We start from the raw sequence: 19,333 nt of genomic DNA on the forward strand, positions 1-19,333 counted from the left end.
GATACAATTATAACTTAGACCAACCCGCATCTCCCAACGTTCCATCATTATTAAGATCATTGACATACACTTCTACTCTACCTAAATCTGTATTGTATCGAATTTGTCCAAAAGTAGGACTAGCTGGTCTTTGCGTGGTGTCGCCTGAAGGTAATTGAATTGCTGCAGCAGCAGGCATTGTTTGTAAAACACCTAAACTATTAACGGTTACAATTTTATCAGATGCATCTCCAGGAGTAGTTACAATTTCACGAATTCTAACCTTACCAACCCCAATATCCAACCGCTCGGAAGGCTTATGTAATGTTGTTTGGTCCAACCCAATACCAACTTTACCATTTTTTAAAATAATTAAGGCGTTTCTTCTTCCCGTAGCTCCTCCGCTTGTACCATTTCCCACTTGCAATAAAGGGTCACTACCTTCAGCAGCAGTAATATTACCGGTAGTACCATTAGTACCGGTATCACCTGCTCCTTGTGTAATCGCATTATAATACCCAAGAACCGTTTCTGAATAAGACGTAGAAAGATTATTATTACCTTGCACAAAAGCATTGTTCCCATTGGCTTTATTGGTTTCTCCAAGTACAAATGCATTCGAATCATCAGCAATATTGCTTTTACCAAAAGCACTACTAGATTGTGCCTTAGCTTGATTACCTTCATTTGCTACAAAAGTATTATCACCTTCCGCTAATGTTGAAAGACCAAAAGCAGCGCTACGAGTACCTGAAGCTTTAACAGCTAATCCGAAACCCACAGAATTTGTTCCAATTGGGGTTATTTGAGTGTTTCCCCCTCTAACAGCACCTTCAATATCTAGCGCCACATCATCCATAATAGAAATTTTATTAACCCCTACTCTTCCAGCTTGATAAATATTCTCGGTATTAGTACTCGCATTTACATTAGTGACATTCACTTTCCATGGTTCTTGTTGCAATGCCGATAAATCAAGTGTAGGATTATCATTGTTCTCATTCGTATACGTCAAAATTTTAGTACTACTATTAAATGTTAAGGTGGTATTCGTTTCTGTTGACCCAGTGGCATTAATTACATAGGGATCGGTTACAATACCAGTTCCTGTGACAGTAACATTGGTTCCTGCTGTAGTTACCCCTCCTTGACCAGCAGCTCCATCTATTCCATTCGTTCCATTCGTTCCATTCGTTCCATTCGTTCCATTCGTTCCATCAACACCATCAATACCCTGAATTCCTTGAGGACCTTGAGGACCAATGGCACCATCTGCTCCAGTATCTCCTTTATCACCCTTCGGACCTTGAATCCCTTGGAGGCCTTGTGGGCCAATAGCCCCATCGGTTCCTGCAACTCCTGTATCTCCTTTGTCACCTTTTGGGCCTTCAAGACCAGTTGCACCATCTAATCCAGCTGCACCTGTGTCGCCTTTGTCACCTTTAGGACCTGTTAATCCTGTATCTCCTGTATCTCCTTTCTCTCCTTGAATTCCTTGAGCACCTGTAGCACCTGTTAAACCTATTGGGCCTTGAGCCCCTGTTGCTCCAGTAGCTCCATCTATTCCATTCGTTCCATCAACACCATCTGCACCTGTGTCGCCTTTGTCACCTTTAGCACCTGTTATTCCTGTATCTCCTTTTTCTCCTTGAATTCCTTGAGCACCTGTAGCTCCAGTATCTCCTTTATCTCCTTTAAGACCTTGTGGGCCTTGAGGACCTGTTGCACCAACTGCTCCGTCAACTCCATTTGTTCCTGCTGCTCCAGTATCACCTTTGTCACCTTTAAGACCTTGAGCACCTGTTGCACCTATTGGTCCAGCTAGACCTTGAATTCCTTGTGGGCCTGTTACGCCTGTGTCTCCTTTATCGCCCTTGGGGCCTTGAATGCCTTGAGGACCTGCTGTTAAATTGATGGTAACTGGAATATTTTGTTCGTTGACATAGGTAAAAGTCCCATTTCCATTATCAGTCATGGTGGTTATGGTTTCTGCTTTTTGTTCTCCTAAGTTAATCCATCGATTTAAGAACCAATAATAAAATCCGGGTTGCAACTCAGCATTAGAAGTAGTATTAAAAATCAATAACCCATTTACATTTCCCTTTTCTATGGTGGTTTGATCGGTTGTATTTTGAAGACCTATTCTAGGTATCAATACTCCTGCTTTTGAAGAAGTTATATCAAGTATACTAGAAGAATTAGGAGTAATAGTGCCTATACCCACTTGAGCTTGAATAGTTCCAAAAAATAAAAAAAAGACGACTACATTTATAACTTTACTATTCATACCAACTGATTTAATCATTAAAAATCAATGTTACTTATTCCAAATTTTACTTATCGTCAAACTCAAACCCCAAGAATTATAATAATTCCATTTGTTATCCCAAACTAAAGCTCCTCCTACTTCCCAATTTCCTGGAATATGCCAACCATATTCAACGCCTAAACGGGTCAATGTTAAGGTTTTTTGATGTGCAATCTCTGCTCCTAAACCACCAATAAAAGACCAATGTTTATCAGGTTTATAAATACCAACAGGAACTACTGCTAATGGATAACTACGTTCTAACAATTCGGCTCCTCCGTGTTCAATTTTAAACGACTCCAAAATGATATCGTTTTGTAATCCGACTGCCCAAGTATTAGATAACCAATAATCATAATTCAAAGTAAAAGAGGGTACAGCCAACCATTCGGTTTTACCATCTATTTTGCCTTCTGACAGATGGGTGTGACCGATACCAAAAGTGAGACGATGACTGCCTTGGCTACTATGAATTTCATGGTGGTTTTCATTCTGACTGTAGGATATGAGAGTGCTTAACAGTAGTACTAAATAAAGAGATGCTTTTTTCATACCATTTAAATTAAGATTATTGAACTCTTGTTAAACGCATTACTGTTTTTTGGAGCATTCATTATGTAATTAACTTTCCAAGACCCATCAATTAAATTGGCTTTCATTGTAGTATCGGTTGTTTGTGAAATCTTTTTTTTTGTTAAATTACATGAAACAATTACAACTCCAAAAAGTAAAATAAAATAATTAAGTTTCATTTGATTTAATTTACTACTTCCACTGATTAAAAAATTTTGAAACTATCTCAGGCGTATCAAACCATTAAAATACAATCTATTTCGCACTAAAAACAGAAAAAATTGAATTATACGATTCCTTTTAATCACATAACAACTCAAATAACGACTGCTGAAAACTATGATAATTGGAATTAGAAATTGGGTATTACAAAGTAGCTTTCTTATTAGTAATTTGAATGATTCCTCCTATACCAGCTATCATTCCTATTCCGTTTAACAAAATTCCTGCCCAACGCCAACCTTCCGAAGGCCATAAGCTAAGGTCTTTCGTAAATGAACCATAGATCACAAAACCTGCCATCAAAGCCGCTACAGCAGAGAGAATTATATAAGGCCATTTGAGGTTATTTTTCAAAAAATACCAAAATAGAAATGCAAAGACTGCGCAAAGTCCAGCTCCTAAAGCACTTGCTGTAGGCCCAATAGGTTGTTGACTATTTGAAATCAAATACAAACCATACATATTCCAAGCGATACAGCCAATGGCCCAGAAAATTTGAAAAAATAAAACCATAAGTACTAAAATTTAATGATCCGCATCTTCATGAGCAGCTAGTATTTTTACCACGTGATTTAATGCAGCTTGTGCTAATCCATCGGCATCTTTAGTGTAATTCATTCCGAGAATATCTTTAGTGTTTTTTAAGCTCACAGGTTGTTTTTTGCCTTCTACTACTGTTCCCCATACTTTTATATCTCTAATTTTCATTGCCTCACAACTGATAGGATTATCATATAGAATAGTAAAGTTAGCCAACTTTCCACTGGTAATCGAACCCATTTGATCTTCAACTTTTAAAGAATAAGCAGCATCGATGGTAACTGCTTTTAGAGCGCCCTCTCTAGAAACCTTTTGTTCTGGAGCGACTACCCTCCCGCCAGTGGTTAGTCTATTTACACCGCACCACATCAAATACAAAGGATCAGCTGGCGCCATTGGCATATCGCTGTGAAAAGAATAGGAGACTCCAGCTCTTTCTACATCACCCATACGTACCATACTCTCTGCTCTTTGGGGACCCAATCCATTTTTACTGTAATTATCTGCTAAAGCCACAGGATAGTATGGATTTCCGCTTACTATACAACCTAGTTTTGCTAAACGGTCTACCTGATCTTTTGCACTAACGGCAAAATGTACAATTACTGTGCGGTGATCTGTTCTAGGATTGGCTTTTAGGTTTTTCTCTAAAGTATTCAATACCCGATCCAAACCGGCATCGCCATTTACGTGTACGTGAATTTGATAGCCAGCGTCCCAAAATATTTTGAAAGCACGTTCAAAAACAGGCAAATCCGTCATCCATTCGCCATGATGTTTATCGGTATAAGGCTCTCTCACTTGCATCAAAAGAGAATAAATTGCCCCATCTGAAAATAATTTCACTTGATTTTTCGCCAAAGAAGTTTTACCAGTATACCAACTTTCTAATTTTTTGGCTTCTTCAATAACCTGAGCATCATCCTTGTATTTATCGCACAAGGTCTTCCCATCCGCCATAAAACTCCATCTAAAAGGCATATCGTTAGACGACATTACACTATTGACACCATCTTGCAACGGCTTTACTAAGATTCCGCCTGGTTCATTACCAAACGTAATCCCTTTGGAATGCATATAATCTCTAGTGATATACAACCCTTTTTCTAGCTTTTCAGGTGTCGCTAATACGGTAGCTATTTTGGGGGCTACGGCAAACATACCTTGTTCCCAAAAACGACCTTCGGCTAAGACGGATTGCTTTTGTGGGGTTTCACCCCAAGTCTTAATAAAATCAGCAGTAACGTTATATTTTTGAAGGGCAACTGAATTGAGTACAATTTCATGGCAAGAACGTAGCCAAGCAATAATTGGGCGGGTGGTACTAATTTTATCCAAATCAGTTTTAACTAATTTACCATAAAAATTAGGATGATAACCCCAAGTAACTAAAGGCTCATCAGGATCAGACATTTTTTTCTCAGCCGCCGCTAGTCGCGTCATAAAATCATTTTTGTCTTTAACAGCCTTTGCTGTACCTTCGGGCAATTCCCAATCTTCAATAGAAAGTACTTCAGAAGCCATAGTCAAAGCTGCTAAAACAGGGTGATCGTGTTGTGCAATAAAACCAGGTACAATAACCTTATCGTTAAACGTTTTATCCAAACGTGCTTTTCTATCCCCCAGAATTTTACCTACTTCATCCTTAGTACCTACTGCTATAATCTTTCCGTTTTGAACAGCTACTGCCTCCGCCTTGGGTTTGGCCATATCCATAGTAACGATTTCTTTGGCAGTGTAAATGACAATGGGAGTATCAGTGGTCATTGTACCACTCATGTCTTGTAATGTCTGGGATGTTACAATCGAACAAAACAAACACATAGCGAATAGGATAATTTTTTTAGTCATGATGCTTTTAGATTAAATTAATAAATGTGCTATTTTTCCTTTCTGTAACTCTATGTTCAGAGTAGTATTAGTTGAATTCAAACAAAAGTATGAAAACAAAAACGATATTATTTTAGCAAAAATCTTACTTGAAAACCAATATAAAACACTGAAAACAAATGCAATACAATAAAATTAACATTTTTTTTAAACTTATCGTGTTTTGTGTAAAATAATTTCAAAAAAAACACCCTACTCCAACATAATGGAATAGGGTGTTTTAAAAAGGATATACAACGATTTACCTTTTTGGCACTACCAAGCTATCTTTTGCAATAGCTAATGAATCGGTGGCAGTAATGACAATTTTGCTTTCGATCTTAACTTGTGGTCTTTTTATTTTTTGGGTAATAATTACTGCATCATTCAGTACAAAAGGAGTTGGCATCATCCAGTCTTCTCTTGGAGTCATTGAAAAAATTGGATTGACCATCAAATCAAAAGAACTTTCCATAACATCCATATTGAGAATCGTTGCTCTATTTATGGTAAATTGCAAAATAAGTGGTTCATTATTGACTACATAATAGCTTAATAATTTTTTGCCTTTTCGTTCCAATTCTGTTCCTTTTTGCCCCAAAGTACTTACACCATTGGCTTTGAAATTGAAAAATGTCATAATTTCATCAGCAAAAATATCATAGCGATTCACCTTTCGGTTTGGAGTGATTTGAATTTTTAAATACCTTTTGAAACCCACTACGCTATCTTGTAAAAAAGTAATCGTTGGTTTGGCAATTCCTTTGTTTGGCGCTTCAGCAGCATAGGTGAACTCCGAATTGTATTTGCTAAACAACTTCAAATTATTCAAGGTCTTAGCACTTTTCGGGTTTTCACCCAAATAACCTTTTGTCCAAGAATCGAGATTAGTATCATAAGTTGCCCAATAGGCTTTGTTCGAGTCTCCATTATACAGATACACCAAACTGTTGGATTTGGCTTCCCCTAATTCGTAACCCGAATGGTATTGTGCTTTGCCTAGAAAGATTAGAGAAAGTAAAAAGAACAATAATGACCAGCTTCCTTTTTTGGTAAAAGCTCCAAAAATTGGTAACAACAAGGCAAATGCCAAAACAGTCAAAATTGCACTTCCAAACAGTACTTTCAATCCCAAACCTACTGGAAACATTTGAATAAATGGAGCAATAATGAGCAACGCTGGAATACCACAGATGAGGTTTACAATCCAATTGGATCTTTGGCTAAAGACAAAAACTGCAAAAGCAACCAACCCAAAATATACTGGAATAATCAAAAACCCAGCACCACGTAAACTGTTGGCCAGAAAACCATTTAGCACGATCCAAAACACTAGTGGAATCACATAATGGTTCATCGTTACTTTTGGTTTGGAAGCAATTTGATAAAACAAGAAACAAATGGAAAGGCTCAGCAATACAAAAGCTGCAATATAATCGTGACCATTATAGGTAAAACCATTGAGTAAATCATTGTATTGTGGATTCAACAACAATAATCCTTGCCATCCATAATACGTGATCAATCCGGTAAAAAGCAAAGCACCCAAAAACGGAAAGAAACCTTTCATGATATCATTCAACTTCAGCATTCTTTTGGCTTTGCCCAGAAATACTAAAATCAGTAGTAAACCAGCAGCGATAAGCGTCATTGGCAGCACCCAGTCAAAAGGATAGCTGATAAACGTAAACGGAATCGTGAAATACACATCATCGGTTGTTGAAGTTGTCGCATTCAAATCGGCGTTGGAGAAATAATTCAACAATGGCATCAAATAGGAACCTTGGTGTTTCAAGGTGCTTTTGTCCAAATGTGCCACATCATCTTGAGCAGTATGGTAATTGAAATGGTCGTCGATAAAAGCAAAATTAAATCCTTGTATGTCACCTTGCTCTCTAAAAACCGTTAAGTCGGTGTCATTCGGTAACATTTTGTAAATACTATACATCAATGAATTCGAAACCGGATACGTAGCACTTGCTTTGGCAAATTCCTTTACCAAACCTGCATTTCCTTTGTTAGTTTCCATCAGCATATAACTCGGTCCCGAAGAACCGCGGGCTTCAAAATTCAGTACCAATCCGACTTCTTTGGCCCATTGATGTTCAGTAACAAAAAGCGCAGCGCCATTCAATCCTAATTCTTCCGCATCGGTAAAAAGTATAATGATGTCGTTTTGGTGCTTGGTTTTGGCATTCAAAAAGGCACGAACGCCTTCCAGAATTGTCGCAACGCCCGACGCATCGTCACTGGCTCCGTGCGAAACCGAATGTGGTGCGCTGTCATAATGTGAGAGCAGGAGCAATGCTTTGGTATTTTTAGTGCCTTCGATGCGGCACATTATGTTTTTGGATTTTACCAAATTCCCCCAATCGCTCAGCGTAAAGCCTTCTTGAACCGTTGTTTCCAGCCCCAGTTTTTGCAATTCTTTGATAATGTAGTTGGCCACAACTTCATGGTTTTTGGTACCTACATAATGCGGTTGTTTCGCAATCGCATTGATGTGTTCCAAGGCTCTGCTAGTTGAAAACTCCGTAACTTTTTTGTCCTCATTTGGCGACCACGAAGGCATTAAGGTTGCAAATAAAAACCCCAAAATCCCAAGGATGATGACAACAGTTATAATAGAGGAATAATTCTTTTTCATTATTTGTAGGTATTAAATATCTTTTTTAACGAGCATATAATAATCATTGTCCAAAACCATATAGCCTTGGTCATACAGGAAATAGTAGGTATTCCCAGTTTTGGTATTCAGAACGTTAGTGAAAAAGTCAAAATCAAAACCCTTGCTCATCAGTTTGGCACGAGTCGTTTTGGATTTTCCTTCCACATTCAGTTCCGACAAAATTCGGTAATTTTTGCGCAATTTGTTGTTGATATTGCGCATATAATTCGTACTATCCTTATTTATTTTGTTATTGTAGGCATTTCGGCAACCATCGCTGCAGAATTTTTTGTCTTCACGACCCACAATGGGGTCACCACATTCGAGGCAGGTTTTCATAATTTTATTTTTTAAGGCTATTATTTTTGAATCGATCTGGAAAAATGCTTACCATATAAGTCATATAAGTTTAAATAAAAAATAAGCTCGTTAATAGATTGGGAAAAGAGAATATAAGCTGGAAACCATCTTTGTTAGGTTTCGTTCTTATCCTTAAATGAACTTTTAATTTCACTTTATTTGTATTTAAATTAAGAAATTATATGACTTATATGTTTAAAATTAATTTCGAATATAATCTCAATTTTTAATCTTTTTTATTTCATACAAGTCGGTTCTTCTGTCTTTTAGGATTCTCACGCTTCCATGTTCGTGCAATTCTTTCAGCAATCTCAAATCGACATCAACAATCAAAGTCATTTCGGTATTCGGAGTAGCTTCGGCTTTGATTCCATTGCTTGGAAACGCAAAATCCGAAGGCGTAAAAACCGCCGCTTGTGCATATTGTATATCCATATTATTTACTTTAGGCAAATTTCCCACACAACCTGCAATAGCAACATAACATTCGTTTTCTATTGCTCGTGCTTGCGCGCAATGTTTTACCCGGATGTAGGCGTTTTGGGTATCGGTCAAGAAAGGCACAAATAGAATATTCATGCCTTCATCGGCCATAATTCTCGCCACTTCGGGAAACTCGACATCATAACAAATCATAATTCCAATTTTGCCACAATCGGTGTCAAAAGTCTTAATTTCGGATCCGCCTTTCATTCCCCAATGTTGCGCTTCGTTTGGAGTAATGTGAATTTTGGTATACATTTCAAAGGTTCCATCTCTTTTACATAGAAACCCAACATTATACAAATCCCCATTTTCCAGATACGGCATACTTCCCGAAATAATATTGATATTATACGAAATAGCCAGTTCCTGAAACCGTTTCCGAATGGGTTCTGAGTGTTTGGCCAATTCCCGAATCGCTTCCGCTTCGGTCAAATGGTTGTAATCGGCCATTAAAGGTGCAATGAATAATTCGGGAAACACCGCAAAATCACAAGTATAGCCCGAAACCACATCAATAAAGAACTCCGATTGTTCAAATAACGCTTCGAGATTACCCAGTAAACGCATTTGCCATTGAATTAGCCCTAGCCGAATCACATTTTTCTCCGTATTTATCAGTCTTGGACTTTCGTCAAAATAGATGTTGTTCCATTCCAGCAAAACAGCAAATTCTTTGGAGTCTTCATCACCCTCTAAATAATTTTTTATGATTCGAAGCACATGAAAATCATTACTCAACTGAAACGAAAGCACCGGATCGTGCAATTGTTTGCTTTTTACTTTCTCAATGTATTTTTTGGGCGTCATTTTATCGGCATGTTGACCATAACTCGGAATCCGGCCGGCAAAAACAATCGCTTTGAGGTTCAACTGTTCGCACAATTCTTTGCGGGCATCATACAAACGCCTGCCCAAACGCAAACCACGATAACTGGGATGGATAAAAACATCGATTCCGTACAATATTTCCCCATTCGGGTTGTGAGTCGAAAACGTATAATCGCCAATTATTTGCAAATAATTATGGTTTTTATCAACTCGTTTTTCGTCGACAATCAGTGATAGAGCAGAACCCACCACTTTTCCGTCGACCAAAATAACCAATTGTCCTTCGGGAAAAACACTCAATAACTTTTCAATATCATTGGCGCGCCAATAGGAATCGGCCATTTCTGGATACGATTCCACCATTGAGTTTTTGAGTTGTTTGTAATCCTCAAAAGCTAAATTCCGCAATTCTACTTTTTTTATTTTGGCCTGCATAATGGAGAATTTTAGGTGAATAATTAGTTAAAAGCAACATCATTTTATTTTTTGGAGCCAATCAATAGGCTTTATTTGTAGGCATGGGTTCCTGCTTTTTGTTTCAATCTTTTTTGTCTCGAAAAAGACGAGACAAAAAAGGATTTTCACTGCAATCAGGGCTAGTCAGGATTTATGGTTTTGTTTTTGTTTTCCATCCTAACACTTTTAAAATTAGCCAGAGATAATACGGATGAAACGGATTAGCATAGATTTTTAATTTCAAACTTTCCAAACACTAATCATGGTATACGCTCGATTTTTTATCCGTGTAGAATCCGTTTAATCTGTCCCGATAGCTATCGGGCAATGTCATTAAGTTAAGCTTTTTTTCTCGCCAAGACGCAAAGGCGCAAAGTTAAGAGTCGATTTCTTGGCGTCTTCGCGTCTTTGCGAGAGTTATATTTTGAAAAAGCGTAGTGAGAAACCCTTAACTTAATGACATTGAGCTATCGGGTTCTGTGGCCTAATCTCAGTTGCTAAATCAGGAGGCAATTCAAGATTTGTAAATTTTTATTTTTTGCCAACTCCCAAATATACTCAAAATTTTCCATTTACAAACGGTTACAAATATTTACAACCGAAAGTAAGCAGTTAGCAACCGAATAATATTTTGAGGCTGTCGCATCTTTGCCCTGTCGAAATGATACAGAGCAATAACAATAGCAATGTCAATTTCAAAAAACTATCATATACACACTAATATTTAAATTTTACACGCCATGAAAAACAGAGTGCAATTAATCGGAAACGTAGGAAACGACCCAATCATCAAATCTTTTGAAGGAGGAAAAAAATTAGCCAGTTTGACTATCGCTACCAATGACAGTTACAAAAACGACAAAGGAGAACGCGTTGAACAAACGGAATGGCACACGGTAGTCGCTTGGGGAAAAACGGCCGAGATTATCGAAAAATTTGTGACCAAAGGAAAACAAATTGCCGTTGAAGGCAAACTAACCCACAGAAGCTACGACGACAAAAACGGTGAAAAACGTTATATCACCGAAGTGGTTGTAAACGAAATTATGTTACTAGGGAAATAAAACCCAAAAAATAAGTTCTAGAAATAAATCTTTGAGGATTGTTTATAAAAAAAGAATTCTGTTTTAAAATTTACTTTTATTCAACAGTAGGCATTTAAAAACAGTTTGACAATCCTTCAAAAAGAAACATTCATTTTCCAAAAAGAGTCTCCAATGGACTGCGCTAAAAGGATTATACTTTTTGGCTGCAGTTTAGAAAGAGACTCTTTTTTTAGTTCAAAATAGTTTTATGAGATTTAATCTTTTCTTATCTATGAAAATGACATCTTTAAAAAACATTTAAAATTACGTTTAAGCTTGTCAATCAATCATATTCTTTTACCCCGATTCTGCATCAGATTTTGTTATGAAGTTGGATTAACCAATAAAAACAAGTGCTGAAGGACTATTTTAATGAAGAAAACGAAGTTCAGTGAATGCCAAAATAAATAATAACCAATGTACTATTACTTCTGTCTTTCGATTTTAAAATAGCAATAAATACCTGGATTTGAAATAGAATCCAGTTTTTGTAGATTTCTAATCCCAAATCAGAGTTTAATATAAATTTATGATTTTTAGCCTTTTTTACCCCTTGTAACATAAACCAAAAAAATACTATCTTTACCCATTAAACGTAATACGAACTTAAATTGCTTCAATAGCAATACTACATATATCATTATGGCATGTACAAGTTGTTCAACTTCAGATGGTGGCGCACCAAAGGGTTGTAAAAATAATGGGACTTGCGGCACCGATAGCTGCAATAAATTAACGGTTTTTGATTGGCTTTCGAACATGAGTTTACCCAACGGAGAAGCTCCATTTGATTGTGTTGAAGTACGATTCAAAAACGGAAGAAAAGAGTTTTATCGCAACACTGATAAATTGACTTTGAGTATGGGAGATATAGTAGCAACTGTTGCTTCTCCAGGACACGATATTGGAATTGTGACACTTACAGGCGAATTGGTAAAAATTCAAATGAAGAAAAAAGGAGTCAATCATTTAAGCAACGAAGTACCTAAAGTGTACCGAAAAGCTACTCAAAAAGACATCGATATTTGGACCGTAGCCAGAAATAAGGAAGAACCAATGAAAGTGCGTGCACGAGAATTGGCGATTGCCCAAAAACTGGAAATGAAAATTTCAGACATTGAATTTCAAGGCGATGGTTCCAAAGCTACTTTCTACTATACTGCCAATGACAGAGTCGATTTTAGACTTTTAATCAAAGATTTTGCAAAAGAATTCAGTACCAGAGTCGAAATGAAACAAGTGGGTTTTCGTCAAGAGGCAGCTCGTTTAGGCGGAATAGGTTCGTGTGGTAGAGAATTGTGTTGCTCGACTTGGCTAACGGATTTTAGAAGTGTTAACACCTCTGCAGCTCGCTATCAACAATTGTCTTTAAACCCTCAAAAACTGGCTGGTCAGTGTGGCAAATTGAAGTGTTGTTTGAATTACGAATTGGACACTTATATGGATGCTTTAAAAGATTTTCCTGAATTTGACACCAAATTGGTTACCGAAAAAGGAGATGCCATTTGTCAGAAGCAAGATATTTTCAAAGGTTTAATGTGGTTTGCGTATACTAATAATTTTGCAAATTGGCACATTTTAAAAATTGATCAGGTCAAAGAAATTATAGCTGAAAACAAGTTAAAAAACAAAGTTTCATCGCTAGAAGATTATGCAATTGAAGTAGTTGCAGAACCAGAGCAAAACTTTAATAATGCGATGGGTCAGGAAAGTTTGACACGTTTTGACCAACCCAAAAGAAAGAAAAAACCAAACAAAAAACCTAGAGTAGCTGGTGAAAATGTAATTCTTTCTAACAATGCTAGCAAACCGACTATTCAAAAATCAAACCCTCCGATAAAATCAAATCCTGGGACAAAGATTAATCCTGTGTCAAAGGTAAATTCTATTATTAAAGAAAATCCTGCAAAAGAAAATCCTGCAAAAGAAAATCCTAATGGTAATAACCCAAATAGGAACAATAATCGCAACAAAAACAACAATCGCAAAAAGTCGAACAACAATCGGCCCGCAAACACTGAGAACAAATCAGACGAACCTAGAAAACCCATAATTATTAAAAAAAATGAGAATAAAGAATAGTATTTTACTGGTTTTTGTAACAATACTCCTTTTTTCATGTGACAAAAAAAGAGTTTTTGATGAATATAAATCGGTAGGAAGTGCCTGGAATAAAGACAGTATTGTTACGTTTGATTTGCCAGTTTTAGATGCTACAAAACGATATGATTTATTTGTGAATTTAAGAGACAACAGCAATTACAAATACAACAATTTGTTTTTAATTGTTTCCTTAGAAAGTCCAAACGGATACACCAAAGTGGATACTTTAGAATATCAAATGGCCAATCCAGACGGAACTTTGTTAGGCAATGGATTTACTGATATTAAAGAAAGTAAATTGTATTACAAAGAAAATGTGCGTTTTAGAGGAAAATATAAAGTGCACATCAAACAAGCAGTACGAGAAAACGGAAAAGTACCTGGTGTTGCTTTTTTAGACGGAATTACCGAAGTAGGTTTTAGAATAGAAAACAAAGAATAGATCACGATTATGGCTATTAAAAAAAATAACGGACAGTCAAAAGGCATCGAAAAAGATGTTAAATATTATTCCAAGAAATTTTGGAAAATTTTCTTTTATGGATTAGGTAGTATTGCCTTGTTTTTCCTTTTTGCATCATGGGGGCTTTTTGGTTCCATGCCCTCTTTTGAGGATTTAGAAAATCCAGATTCTAATTTGGCTACCGAAATTATTTCCTCGGATGGAGTGGTATTGGGTAAATATTTCAAACAAAATCGTTCGGCATTAAAATATTCTGACCTACCCAAAAACTTGGTTCAAGCACTAGTTGCAACAGAAGACGCTCGTTTTTATGAACATTCCGGTATTGATGGCAGAGGAACTTTAAGAGCCATCGCCAGTTTAGGAACTAGCGGTGGAGCCAGTACATTATCTCAACAACTTGCCAAACAATTATTTCATGGGGAAGGTTCTAAGTTTTTGCCTTTTAGAATTGTTCAAAAAATAAAAGAATGGATCATTGCCATTCGATTAGAAAGACAATATACCAAAAATGAAATCATCGCCATGTACTGCAATGTATATGATTTTGGTAATTACTCAGTAGGAGTTAGCTCAGCAGCAAAAACGTATTTCTCCAAAGAACCCAAAGATTTAACCATAGACGAATCTGCTATTTTAGTGGGAATGTTTAAAAACTCTGGACTTTATAATCCTGTAAAAAATCCTGTTGGCGTAAAAAATCGTAGAAATGTGGTGCTTTCGCAAATGGAAAAAGCAAATATTATTACCGAAGATCAAAAACATCAATTGCAAAGTTTGCCTATTACTTTGAAATTTAAATTGGAAAGCCATAGAGAAGGAACCGCAACTTATTTTAGAGAATACCTTCGTGATTATATGAAAAAATGGGTGGAAGACAACAAGAAACCTGACGGATCAGATTACGATATTTACAAAGATGGTCTTAAAATCTATACCACTATTGATTCAAGAATGCAAGCGTATGCCGAAGAAGCTGTTGCAGCTCACATGGCTAATATGCAAGAGGAATTTTTCATTCAAAATAAAGACAATAAAAACGCTCCTTTTGTAAACATTTCGGAAGCAGAAACGCAACGTATTATCAATCAAGCCATGAAATCTTCCCATAGATGGAGCGCTTTGAAGGAGCAAGACAAAAGTGATGATGAAATTATCAAAACCTTTAGCGAAAAAACAAAAATGACTGTTTTTACTTGGAAAGGGGAAAGAGATACGATTATGACTCCGCTGGATTCTATTCGCTATTACAAACACTTTTTGCAATCGGGAGTAATGTCAATGGAGCCACAAACAGGAAATATAAAAGTTTGGGTCGGTGGAATTAATTACAAATATTTTCAATACGATCACGTAGGCCAAGGAGCCAGACAAGTAGGTTCTACTTTTAAACCCTTTGTATATGCTACGGCAATCGAACAATTAAACATGTCTCCTTGTGACTCCATTTTAGACGGTCCGTTTATGATTCGAAAAGGACGTCATCATGTTACCGAAGATTGGGAACCTAGAAATTCTGACAATAAATACCGTGGAATGGTAACGCTAAAACAAGCTTTGGCACAATCCATAAATACTATATCAGCTAAATTAATTGACAAAGTTAGTCCAGAAGCGGTAATCGAACTTACACATAAATTAGGTGTAAAATCCGAGATTATCAATCAGCCTTCTATTGCTTTGGGAGCAGTTGAAATTACGGTAGAAGATATGGTTGCAGCCTTTAGTACTTTCGCCAATCAAGGCGTGTACACCAAACCTCAATTTTTATCTAAAATCGAAAACAAAAGTGGTGAGGTTATCTACGAACCAATTCCTGAATCTCATGATGTTTTGAATAAAGATATTGCTTTTGCGGTTATAAAACTTTTAGAAGGAGTTACCGAAACAGGTTCTGGGGCAAGACTTAGAACTCAAGGTGGCGGTAGTGGTGACAATCGCTGGACCGGTTATCCATACATGTTTACCAACCCAATTGCCGGAAAAACAGGAACTTCACAAAATCAATCTGATGGATGGTTTATGGGAATGGTTCCCAATCTAGTTACAGGTGTTTGGGTAGGTTGTGAAGACCGTTCAGCACATTTCAAAAGTCTTACTTACGGACAAGGTGCTGCAGAAGCATTACCTATATGGGGTTACTATATGAAAAAATGTTATGAAGACAAAACTTTAAATATATCCAAAGAACCATTTGAAAGACCAGCCAATCTTTCTATAAAAGTAGATTGTTACACGCGTAGAGCTTCAACAGTAATAGACACAACTGCTACACCAGAACAAGACACAGAGGAATTTGCTTTGTAAAAAATAGTAGGGCGTGACAGCAATAAAAAAAGGGACTAACTCAGCATAACGTGCTAGTTGTCCCTTTTTTTATTGCGGTCGGGCTATCTGGGCTACTTCGGTAGCTTCCGTCTATCCCTCACGCACAATGTCATTAAGTTAAGGATTTCTCACTACGCTTTTTCATAATACAACTCTCGCAAAGAAGTGAAGACGTAAAGAAATAGGCTCTAAACTTTGCGCCTTTGCGTCTTGGCGAGAAAAAAAGCTTAACTTAATGAGTTTTTTTAGTACTTGAGAGCTACTAGAGTTCTCTTATTATGTGATTCCTCGTGCCTCGGAATGACAAAAAGCGATAATTTAGATATCCAATATCGCGTTAGTTTGTCATCTCGACGAAGGAGAGATCACACAAGTTACTCGGCAATCCTAGTATAATCAGTACTATTTTCTTAACTTAATGATATTGCCGTCTATCCCTCACGCAAATCCTGGAAGCCAAGAAAATTTCGAATTCCAAATCAATACGAATCTTGTACTAAATTCACTTTATAGATTCATTATATACAATTGAAGTAGTTTTTTTAATGCTTTAAATAATAATCTTTCATAGAAAATCAAAAAATACCTAACTTTACAATCAATTAAGAAATCGATATAGTTCTAAACAAAACAATATGATTAACAAAAAAGTAAATACCGTTCAAGAAGCCCTTCAAGGAATAGAAAATGGAATGACCCTTATGCTTGGTGGTTTTGGATTGTGTGGCATTCCCGAAAATTCAATAGCCGAATTGGTTCAAAAAGAAACGACAAACCTTACTTGTATCTCCAACAATGCAGGTGTAGATGATTTTGGGCTTGGTTTGCTTTTGCAAAAAAAACAAATCAAAAAAATGATTTCTTCCTATGTTGGAGAAAATGCCGAATTCGAACGTCAAATGCTTTCTGGTGAACTCGAAGTTGACTTAATTCCTCAAGGAACTTTGGCCGAAAGATGTCGTGCGGCTCAAGCGGGTATTCCAGCTTTTTTCACTCCCGCAGGTTACGGAACCGAAGTGTCCGAAGGCAAGGAAGTTCGTGAATTTAATGGTAAAATGCATATTATGGAACACGCTTTCAAAGCTGATTTTGCAATTGTGAAAGCTTGGAAAGGGGATACTGCGGGAAATCTTATTTTCAAAGGAACGGCCAGAAATTTTAATCCTTGCATGTGTGGCGCTGCCAAAATCACGGTGGCTGAAGTAGAAGAATTGGTCGAAGCAGGAACTTTGGATCCCAATCAAATTCACATTCCTGGAATTTTTGTGCAACGTATTTTTAAAGGTGAAAAGTATGAAAAGCGTATTGAACAAAGAACGACTCGGAAAAGAGAATAGTTTTTCAGATTTTGAAATTAGAAAATAGTGTCTTCACAGCGCTATAATTTTAGATTTTTTTACTTCTTAAATAATAAAAAATGGCATTAGATAAAATAGGAATTGCAAAACGTATTGCACAAGAATTAAAAGACCGTTATTTCGTGAATCTAGGCATCGGAATACCAACTTTGGTAGCTAATTATATTCCGAAAGGAATTGATGTCGAATTTCAAAGCGAAAATGGTGTTCTAGGCATGGGGCCTTTTCCTTTTGAAGGAGACGAAGATGCCGATATTATCAATGCCGGAAAACAAACCATTACGACTCTGCCAGGAGCTTCTTTTTTTGACTCCGCTACCAGTTTCGGAATGATTCGCGGGCAACACGTCGATTTGACCATACTCGGCGCCATGGAAGTTTCTGAGAATGGCGATATTGCCAACTGGAAAATCCCTGGAAAAATGGTGAAAGGAATGGGTGGGGCTATGGATCTTGTGGCTTCTGCCGAAAATATTATCGTGGCTATGATGCATGTTAACAAAGCAGGAGAATCCAAAATTTTAAAAAAATGCACTTTACCTTTAACGGGCGTGGGCTGCGTAAAAAAAATAGTGACTGAATTGGCCGTCTTAGAAATCACTCCCAAAGGTTTCAAATTATTAGAACGAGCACCGGGCGTAAGTGTAGAACATATTATCGCAGCTACCGAAGCTGATTTAATTGTAGAAGGAGATATTCCAGAAATGATGATTTACTAATTTTAACATATTTTTTGTAATGTTATGATTTTCAACTAATTTTGTTAGAAACCAACAAAACAATTAAATATGAAAAATTTCAATTTATTAGTAATCGTGTTTTTAGTTTCGGTAAGTATGATGGCTCAAAAGAGAGGCTCCGTTGCACTAGATATTTATGGTAGTTACGTTTTTTCTGATCGTGTTGATTTTGATGGAGGATACACAACAATTGGAGATGGTTTGCAATATGGTGCAGGATTGGAATTTTTTACTCATAGATCAAATTCTGTAGAGATAAAATACTTAAGAATTGATACTTCAATGCCACTCTATTATTTGGGTTCCAATAGAAGCAGCGGTAATGACAATGGAGCTATTAATTATATTTTACTAAGTGGAAACCATTATTTTGAAAACGGAGGAAATGCAGTGCCATATCTAGGTGGTGGAATTGGAATTGGAATTTTAGAAACACCAAATCAAGGAAGTGACAACAATTTTGCTTGGGAAATTAAAGGTGGAGTCAAATTCAAAACGGCTTCCGTAGTTTCTTTAAGTCTCCAAGCTACATTGCAATCTATGGTTATACATACTGGATATGATACGTATTGGAACGGTTGGTATGGTCCTGTTCAAGTGGCTACTTATGTTAATTCTTTTCAATTTGGATTGGGAGCCGTGCTTGGGTTTAACTTTAAATAATATTAAAAAATTATGCGTATTCGTGACTAATACCAAAACGAAAAAGTTAACCACAGATTAAAAAAAGATTTAGACGTATTTCTTTAATAATGCTTATAAAATCTGTGAAAATTAGTGTACTCAGTGGCGAAAAAATACTTCTGGTGCACTTTGCAGACAGTCCTAAGAAAATAAAAAAATCACTCAAAAGCAACTCTCATATGGGTTGCTTTTTTTGTCAAAAAGATAATTATATTGACGGTATAGATTGTTGAAAAAACATGTATGTTGCTAATATACAGCAAAATAATAATTTAAATATATT

General features: G+C 36.6%; 15 protein-coding genes. 7 read left to right on the forward strand and 8 right to left on the reverse strand.

What is annotated here, in order from left to right; translation table 11 throughout:
• Positions 1-7 precede the first annotated feature (7 nt).
• The 8 genes from OZP06_RS07865 to OZP06_RS07900 all read right to left on the reverse strand — a co-directional run bounded on the left by OZP06_RS07865 (position 8) and on the right by OZP06_RS07900 (position 10,268).
• Positions 8-2,266, reverse strand: coding sequence for a hypothetical protein (locus OZP06_RS07865; RefSeq protein ID WP_281324447.1), 2,259 nt, complete (start codon positions 2,264-2,266; stop codon positions 8-10).
• Positions 2,267-2,296: 30 nt separating this feature from the next.
• A complete protein-coding gene (locus OZP06_RS07870) occupies positions 2,297-2,839 on the reverse strand; it encodes a hypothetical protein (RefSeq protein WP_269224392.1) in 543 nt (180 codons plus the stop codon).
• Between the two features lie 5 nt (positions 2,840-2,844).
• On the reverse strand, positions 2,845-3,039 hold the full coding sequence (locus OZP06_RS07875; RefSeq protein WP_281324448.1) for a hypothetical protein: 195 nt from the start codon (positions 3,037-3,039) through the stop codon (positions 2,845-2,847).
• A gap of 187 nt (positions 3,040-3,226) precedes the next feature.
• Positions 3,227-3,595: a hypothetical protein gene (locus OZP06_RS07880; protein WP_269224393.1), complete on the reverse strand. Its 369-nt coding sequence runs from the start codon at positions 3,593-3,595 to the stop codon at positions 3,227-3,229.
• Positions 3,596-3,607: 12 nt separating this feature from the next.
• Positions 3,608-5,473 (reverse strand): amidohydrolase, encoded by a 1,866-nt coding sequence (locus OZP06_RS07885; RefSeq protein ID WP_269224394.1) that lies wholly within the window; start codon positions 5,471-5,473, stop codon positions 3,608-3,610.
• A gap of 280 nt (positions 5,474-5,753) precedes the next feature.
• A complete protein-coding gene (locus tag OZP06_RS07890; protein ID WP_281324449.1) occupies positions 5,754-8,138 on the reverse strand; it encodes a M20/M25/M40 family metallo-hydrolase in 2,385 nt (794 codons plus the stop codon).
• Between the two features lie 12 nt (positions 8,139-8,150).
• Positions 8,151-8,498, reverse strand: a complete 348-nt coding sequence (locus OZP06_RS07895; RefSeq protein ID WP_269224395.1) for a DUF2116 family Zn-ribbon domain-containing protein — start codon at positions 8,496-8,498, stop codon at positions 8,151-8,153.
• 240 nt (positions 8,499-8,738) lie between these two features.
• A complete protein-coding gene (locus OZP06_RS07900) occupies positions 8,739-10,268 on the reverse strand; it encodes a bifunctional GNAT family N-acetyltransferase/carbon-nitrogen hydrolase family protein (protein WP_269224396.1) in 1,530 nt (509 codons plus the stop codon).
• Between the two features lie 761 nt (positions 10,269-11,029).
• Here OZP06_RS07900 and ssb point away from each other — a divergent pair.
• The 7 genes from ssb to OZP06_RS07935 all read left to right on the forward strand — a co-directional run bounded on the left by ssb (position 11,030) and on the right by OZP06_RS07935 (position 19,029).
• Complete coding sequence (gene ssb / locus OZP06_RS07905) at positions 11,030-11,353, forward strand: single-stranded DNA-binding protein (protein WP_269224397.1); 324 nt, start codon at positions 11,030-11,032, stop codon at positions 11,351-11,353.
• 663 nt (positions 11,354-12,016) lie between these two features.
• Complete coding sequence (ricT, locus tag OZP06_RS07910; RefSeq protein ID WP_269224398.1) at positions 12,017-13,456, forward strand: regulatory iron-sulfur-containing complex subunit RicT; 1,440 nt, start codon at positions 12,017-12,019, stop codon at positions 13,454-13,456.
• Positions 13,440-13,919, forward strand: coding sequence for a gliding motility lipoprotein GldH (locus OZP06_RS07915; RefSeq protein WP_269224399.1), 480 nt, complete (start codon positions 13,440-13,442; stop codon positions 13,917-13,919). The genes ricT and OZP06_RS07915 overlap by 17 nt, the downstream gene beginning before the upstream one ends.
• A 9-nt stretch (positions 13,920-13,928) precedes the next feature.
• On the forward strand, positions 13,929-16,247 hold the full coding sequence (locus OZP06_RS07920) for a transglycosylase domain-containing protein (protein ID WP_269224400.1): 2,319 nt from the start codon (positions 13,929-13,931) through the stop codon (positions 16,245-16,247).
• Between the two features lie 656 nt (positions 16,248-16,903).
• Positions 16,904-17,605, forward strand: coding sequence for a CoA transferase subunit A (locus OZP06_RS07925; protein WP_281324450.1), 702 nt, complete (start codon positions 16,904-16,906; stop codon positions 17,603-17,605).
• A gap of 80 nt (positions 17,606-17,685) precedes the next feature.
• Entirely contained in the window at positions 17,686-18,345 is a 660-nt protein-coding gene (locus OZP06_RS07930; RefSeq protein WP_281238353.1) for a CoA transferase subunit B, read from the forward strand.
• A 69-nt stretch (positions 18,346-18,414) separates the two neighbouring features.
• Complete coding sequence (locus OZP06_RS07935; protein ID WP_269224401.1) at positions 18,415-19,029, forward strand: outer membrane beta-barrel protein; 615 nt, start codon at positions 18,415-18,417, stop codon at positions 19,027-19,029.
• Positions 19,030-19,333 lie beyond the last annotated feature (304 nt).

The sequence above is a fragment of the Flavobacterium sp. IMCC34518 genome, from assembly GCF_027111095.2.
Taxonomy (GTDB): Bacteria; Bacteroidota; Bacteroidia; order Flavobacteriales; family Flavobacteriaceae; genus Flavobacterium; species Flavobacterium praedii.

What these genes read in the sequence shown, in the direction of transcription:
- OZP06_RS07865 (WP_281324447.1), bottom strand. Translation starts at nt 2,266, where the DNA reads ATGAATAGTAAAGTTATAAATGTAGTCGTCTTTTTTTTATTTTTTGGA.
- OZP06_RS07870 (WP_269224392.1), bottom strand. Translation starts at nt 2,839, where the DNA reads ATGAAAAAAGCATCTCTTTATTTAGTACTACTGTTAAGCACTCTCATA.
- OZP06_RS07875 (WP_281324448.1), bottom strand. Translation starts at nt 3,039, where the DNA reads ATGAAACTTAATTATTTTATTTTACTTTTTGGAGTTGTAATTGTTTCA.
- OZP06_RS07880 (WP_269224393.1), bottom strand. Translation starts at nt 3,595, where the DNA reads ATGGTTTTATTTTTTCAAATTTTCTGGGCCATTGGCTGTATCGCTTGG.
- OZP06_RS07885 (WP_269224394.1), bottom strand. Translation starts at nt 5,473, where the DNA reads ATGACTAAAAAAATTATCCTATTCGCTATGTGTTTGTTTTGTTCGATT.
- OZP06_RS07890 (WP_281324449.1), bottom strand. Translation starts at nt 8,138, where the DNA reads ATGAAAAAGAATTATTCCTCTATTATAACTGTTGTCATCATCCTTGGG.
- OZP06_RS07895 (WP_269224395.1), bottom strand. Translation starts at nt 8,498, where the DNA reads ATGAAAACCTGCCTCGAATGTGGTGACCCCATTGTGGGTCGTGAAGAC.
- OZP06_RS07900 (WP_269224396.1), bottom strand. Translation starts at nt 10,268, where the DNA reads ATGCAGGCCAAAATAAAAAAAGTAGAATTGCGGAATTTAGCTTTTGAG.
- ssb (WP_269224397.1), top strand. Translation starts at nt 11,030, where the DNA reads ATGAAAAACAGAGTGCAATTAATCGGAAACGTAGGAAACGACCCAATC.
- ricT (WP_269224398.1), top strand. Translation starts at nt 12,017, where the DNA reads ATGGCATGTACAAGTTGTTCAACTTCAGATGGTGGCGCACCAAAGGGT.
- OZP06_RS07915 (WP_269224399.1), top strand. Translation starts at nt 13,440, where the DNA reads ATGAGAATAAAGAATAGTATTTTACTGGTTTTTGTAACAATACTCCTT.
- OZP06_RS07920 (WP_269224400.1), top strand. Translation starts at nt 13,929, where the DNA reads ATGGCTATTAAAAAAAATAACGGACAGTCAAAAGGCATCGAAAAAGAT.
- OZP06_RS07925 (WP_281324450.1), top strand. Translation starts at nt 16,904, where the DNA reads ATGATTAACAAAAAAGTAAATACCGTTCAAGAAGCCCTTCAAGGAATA.
- OZP06_RS07930 (WP_281238353.1), top strand. Translation starts at nt 17,686, where the DNA reads ATGGCATTAGATAAAATAGGAATTGCAAAACGTATTGCACAAGAATTA.
- OZP06_RS07935 (WP_269224401.1), top strand. Translation starts at nt 18,415, where the DNA reads ATGAAAAATTTCAATTTATTAGTAATCGTGTTTTTAGTTTCGGTAAGT.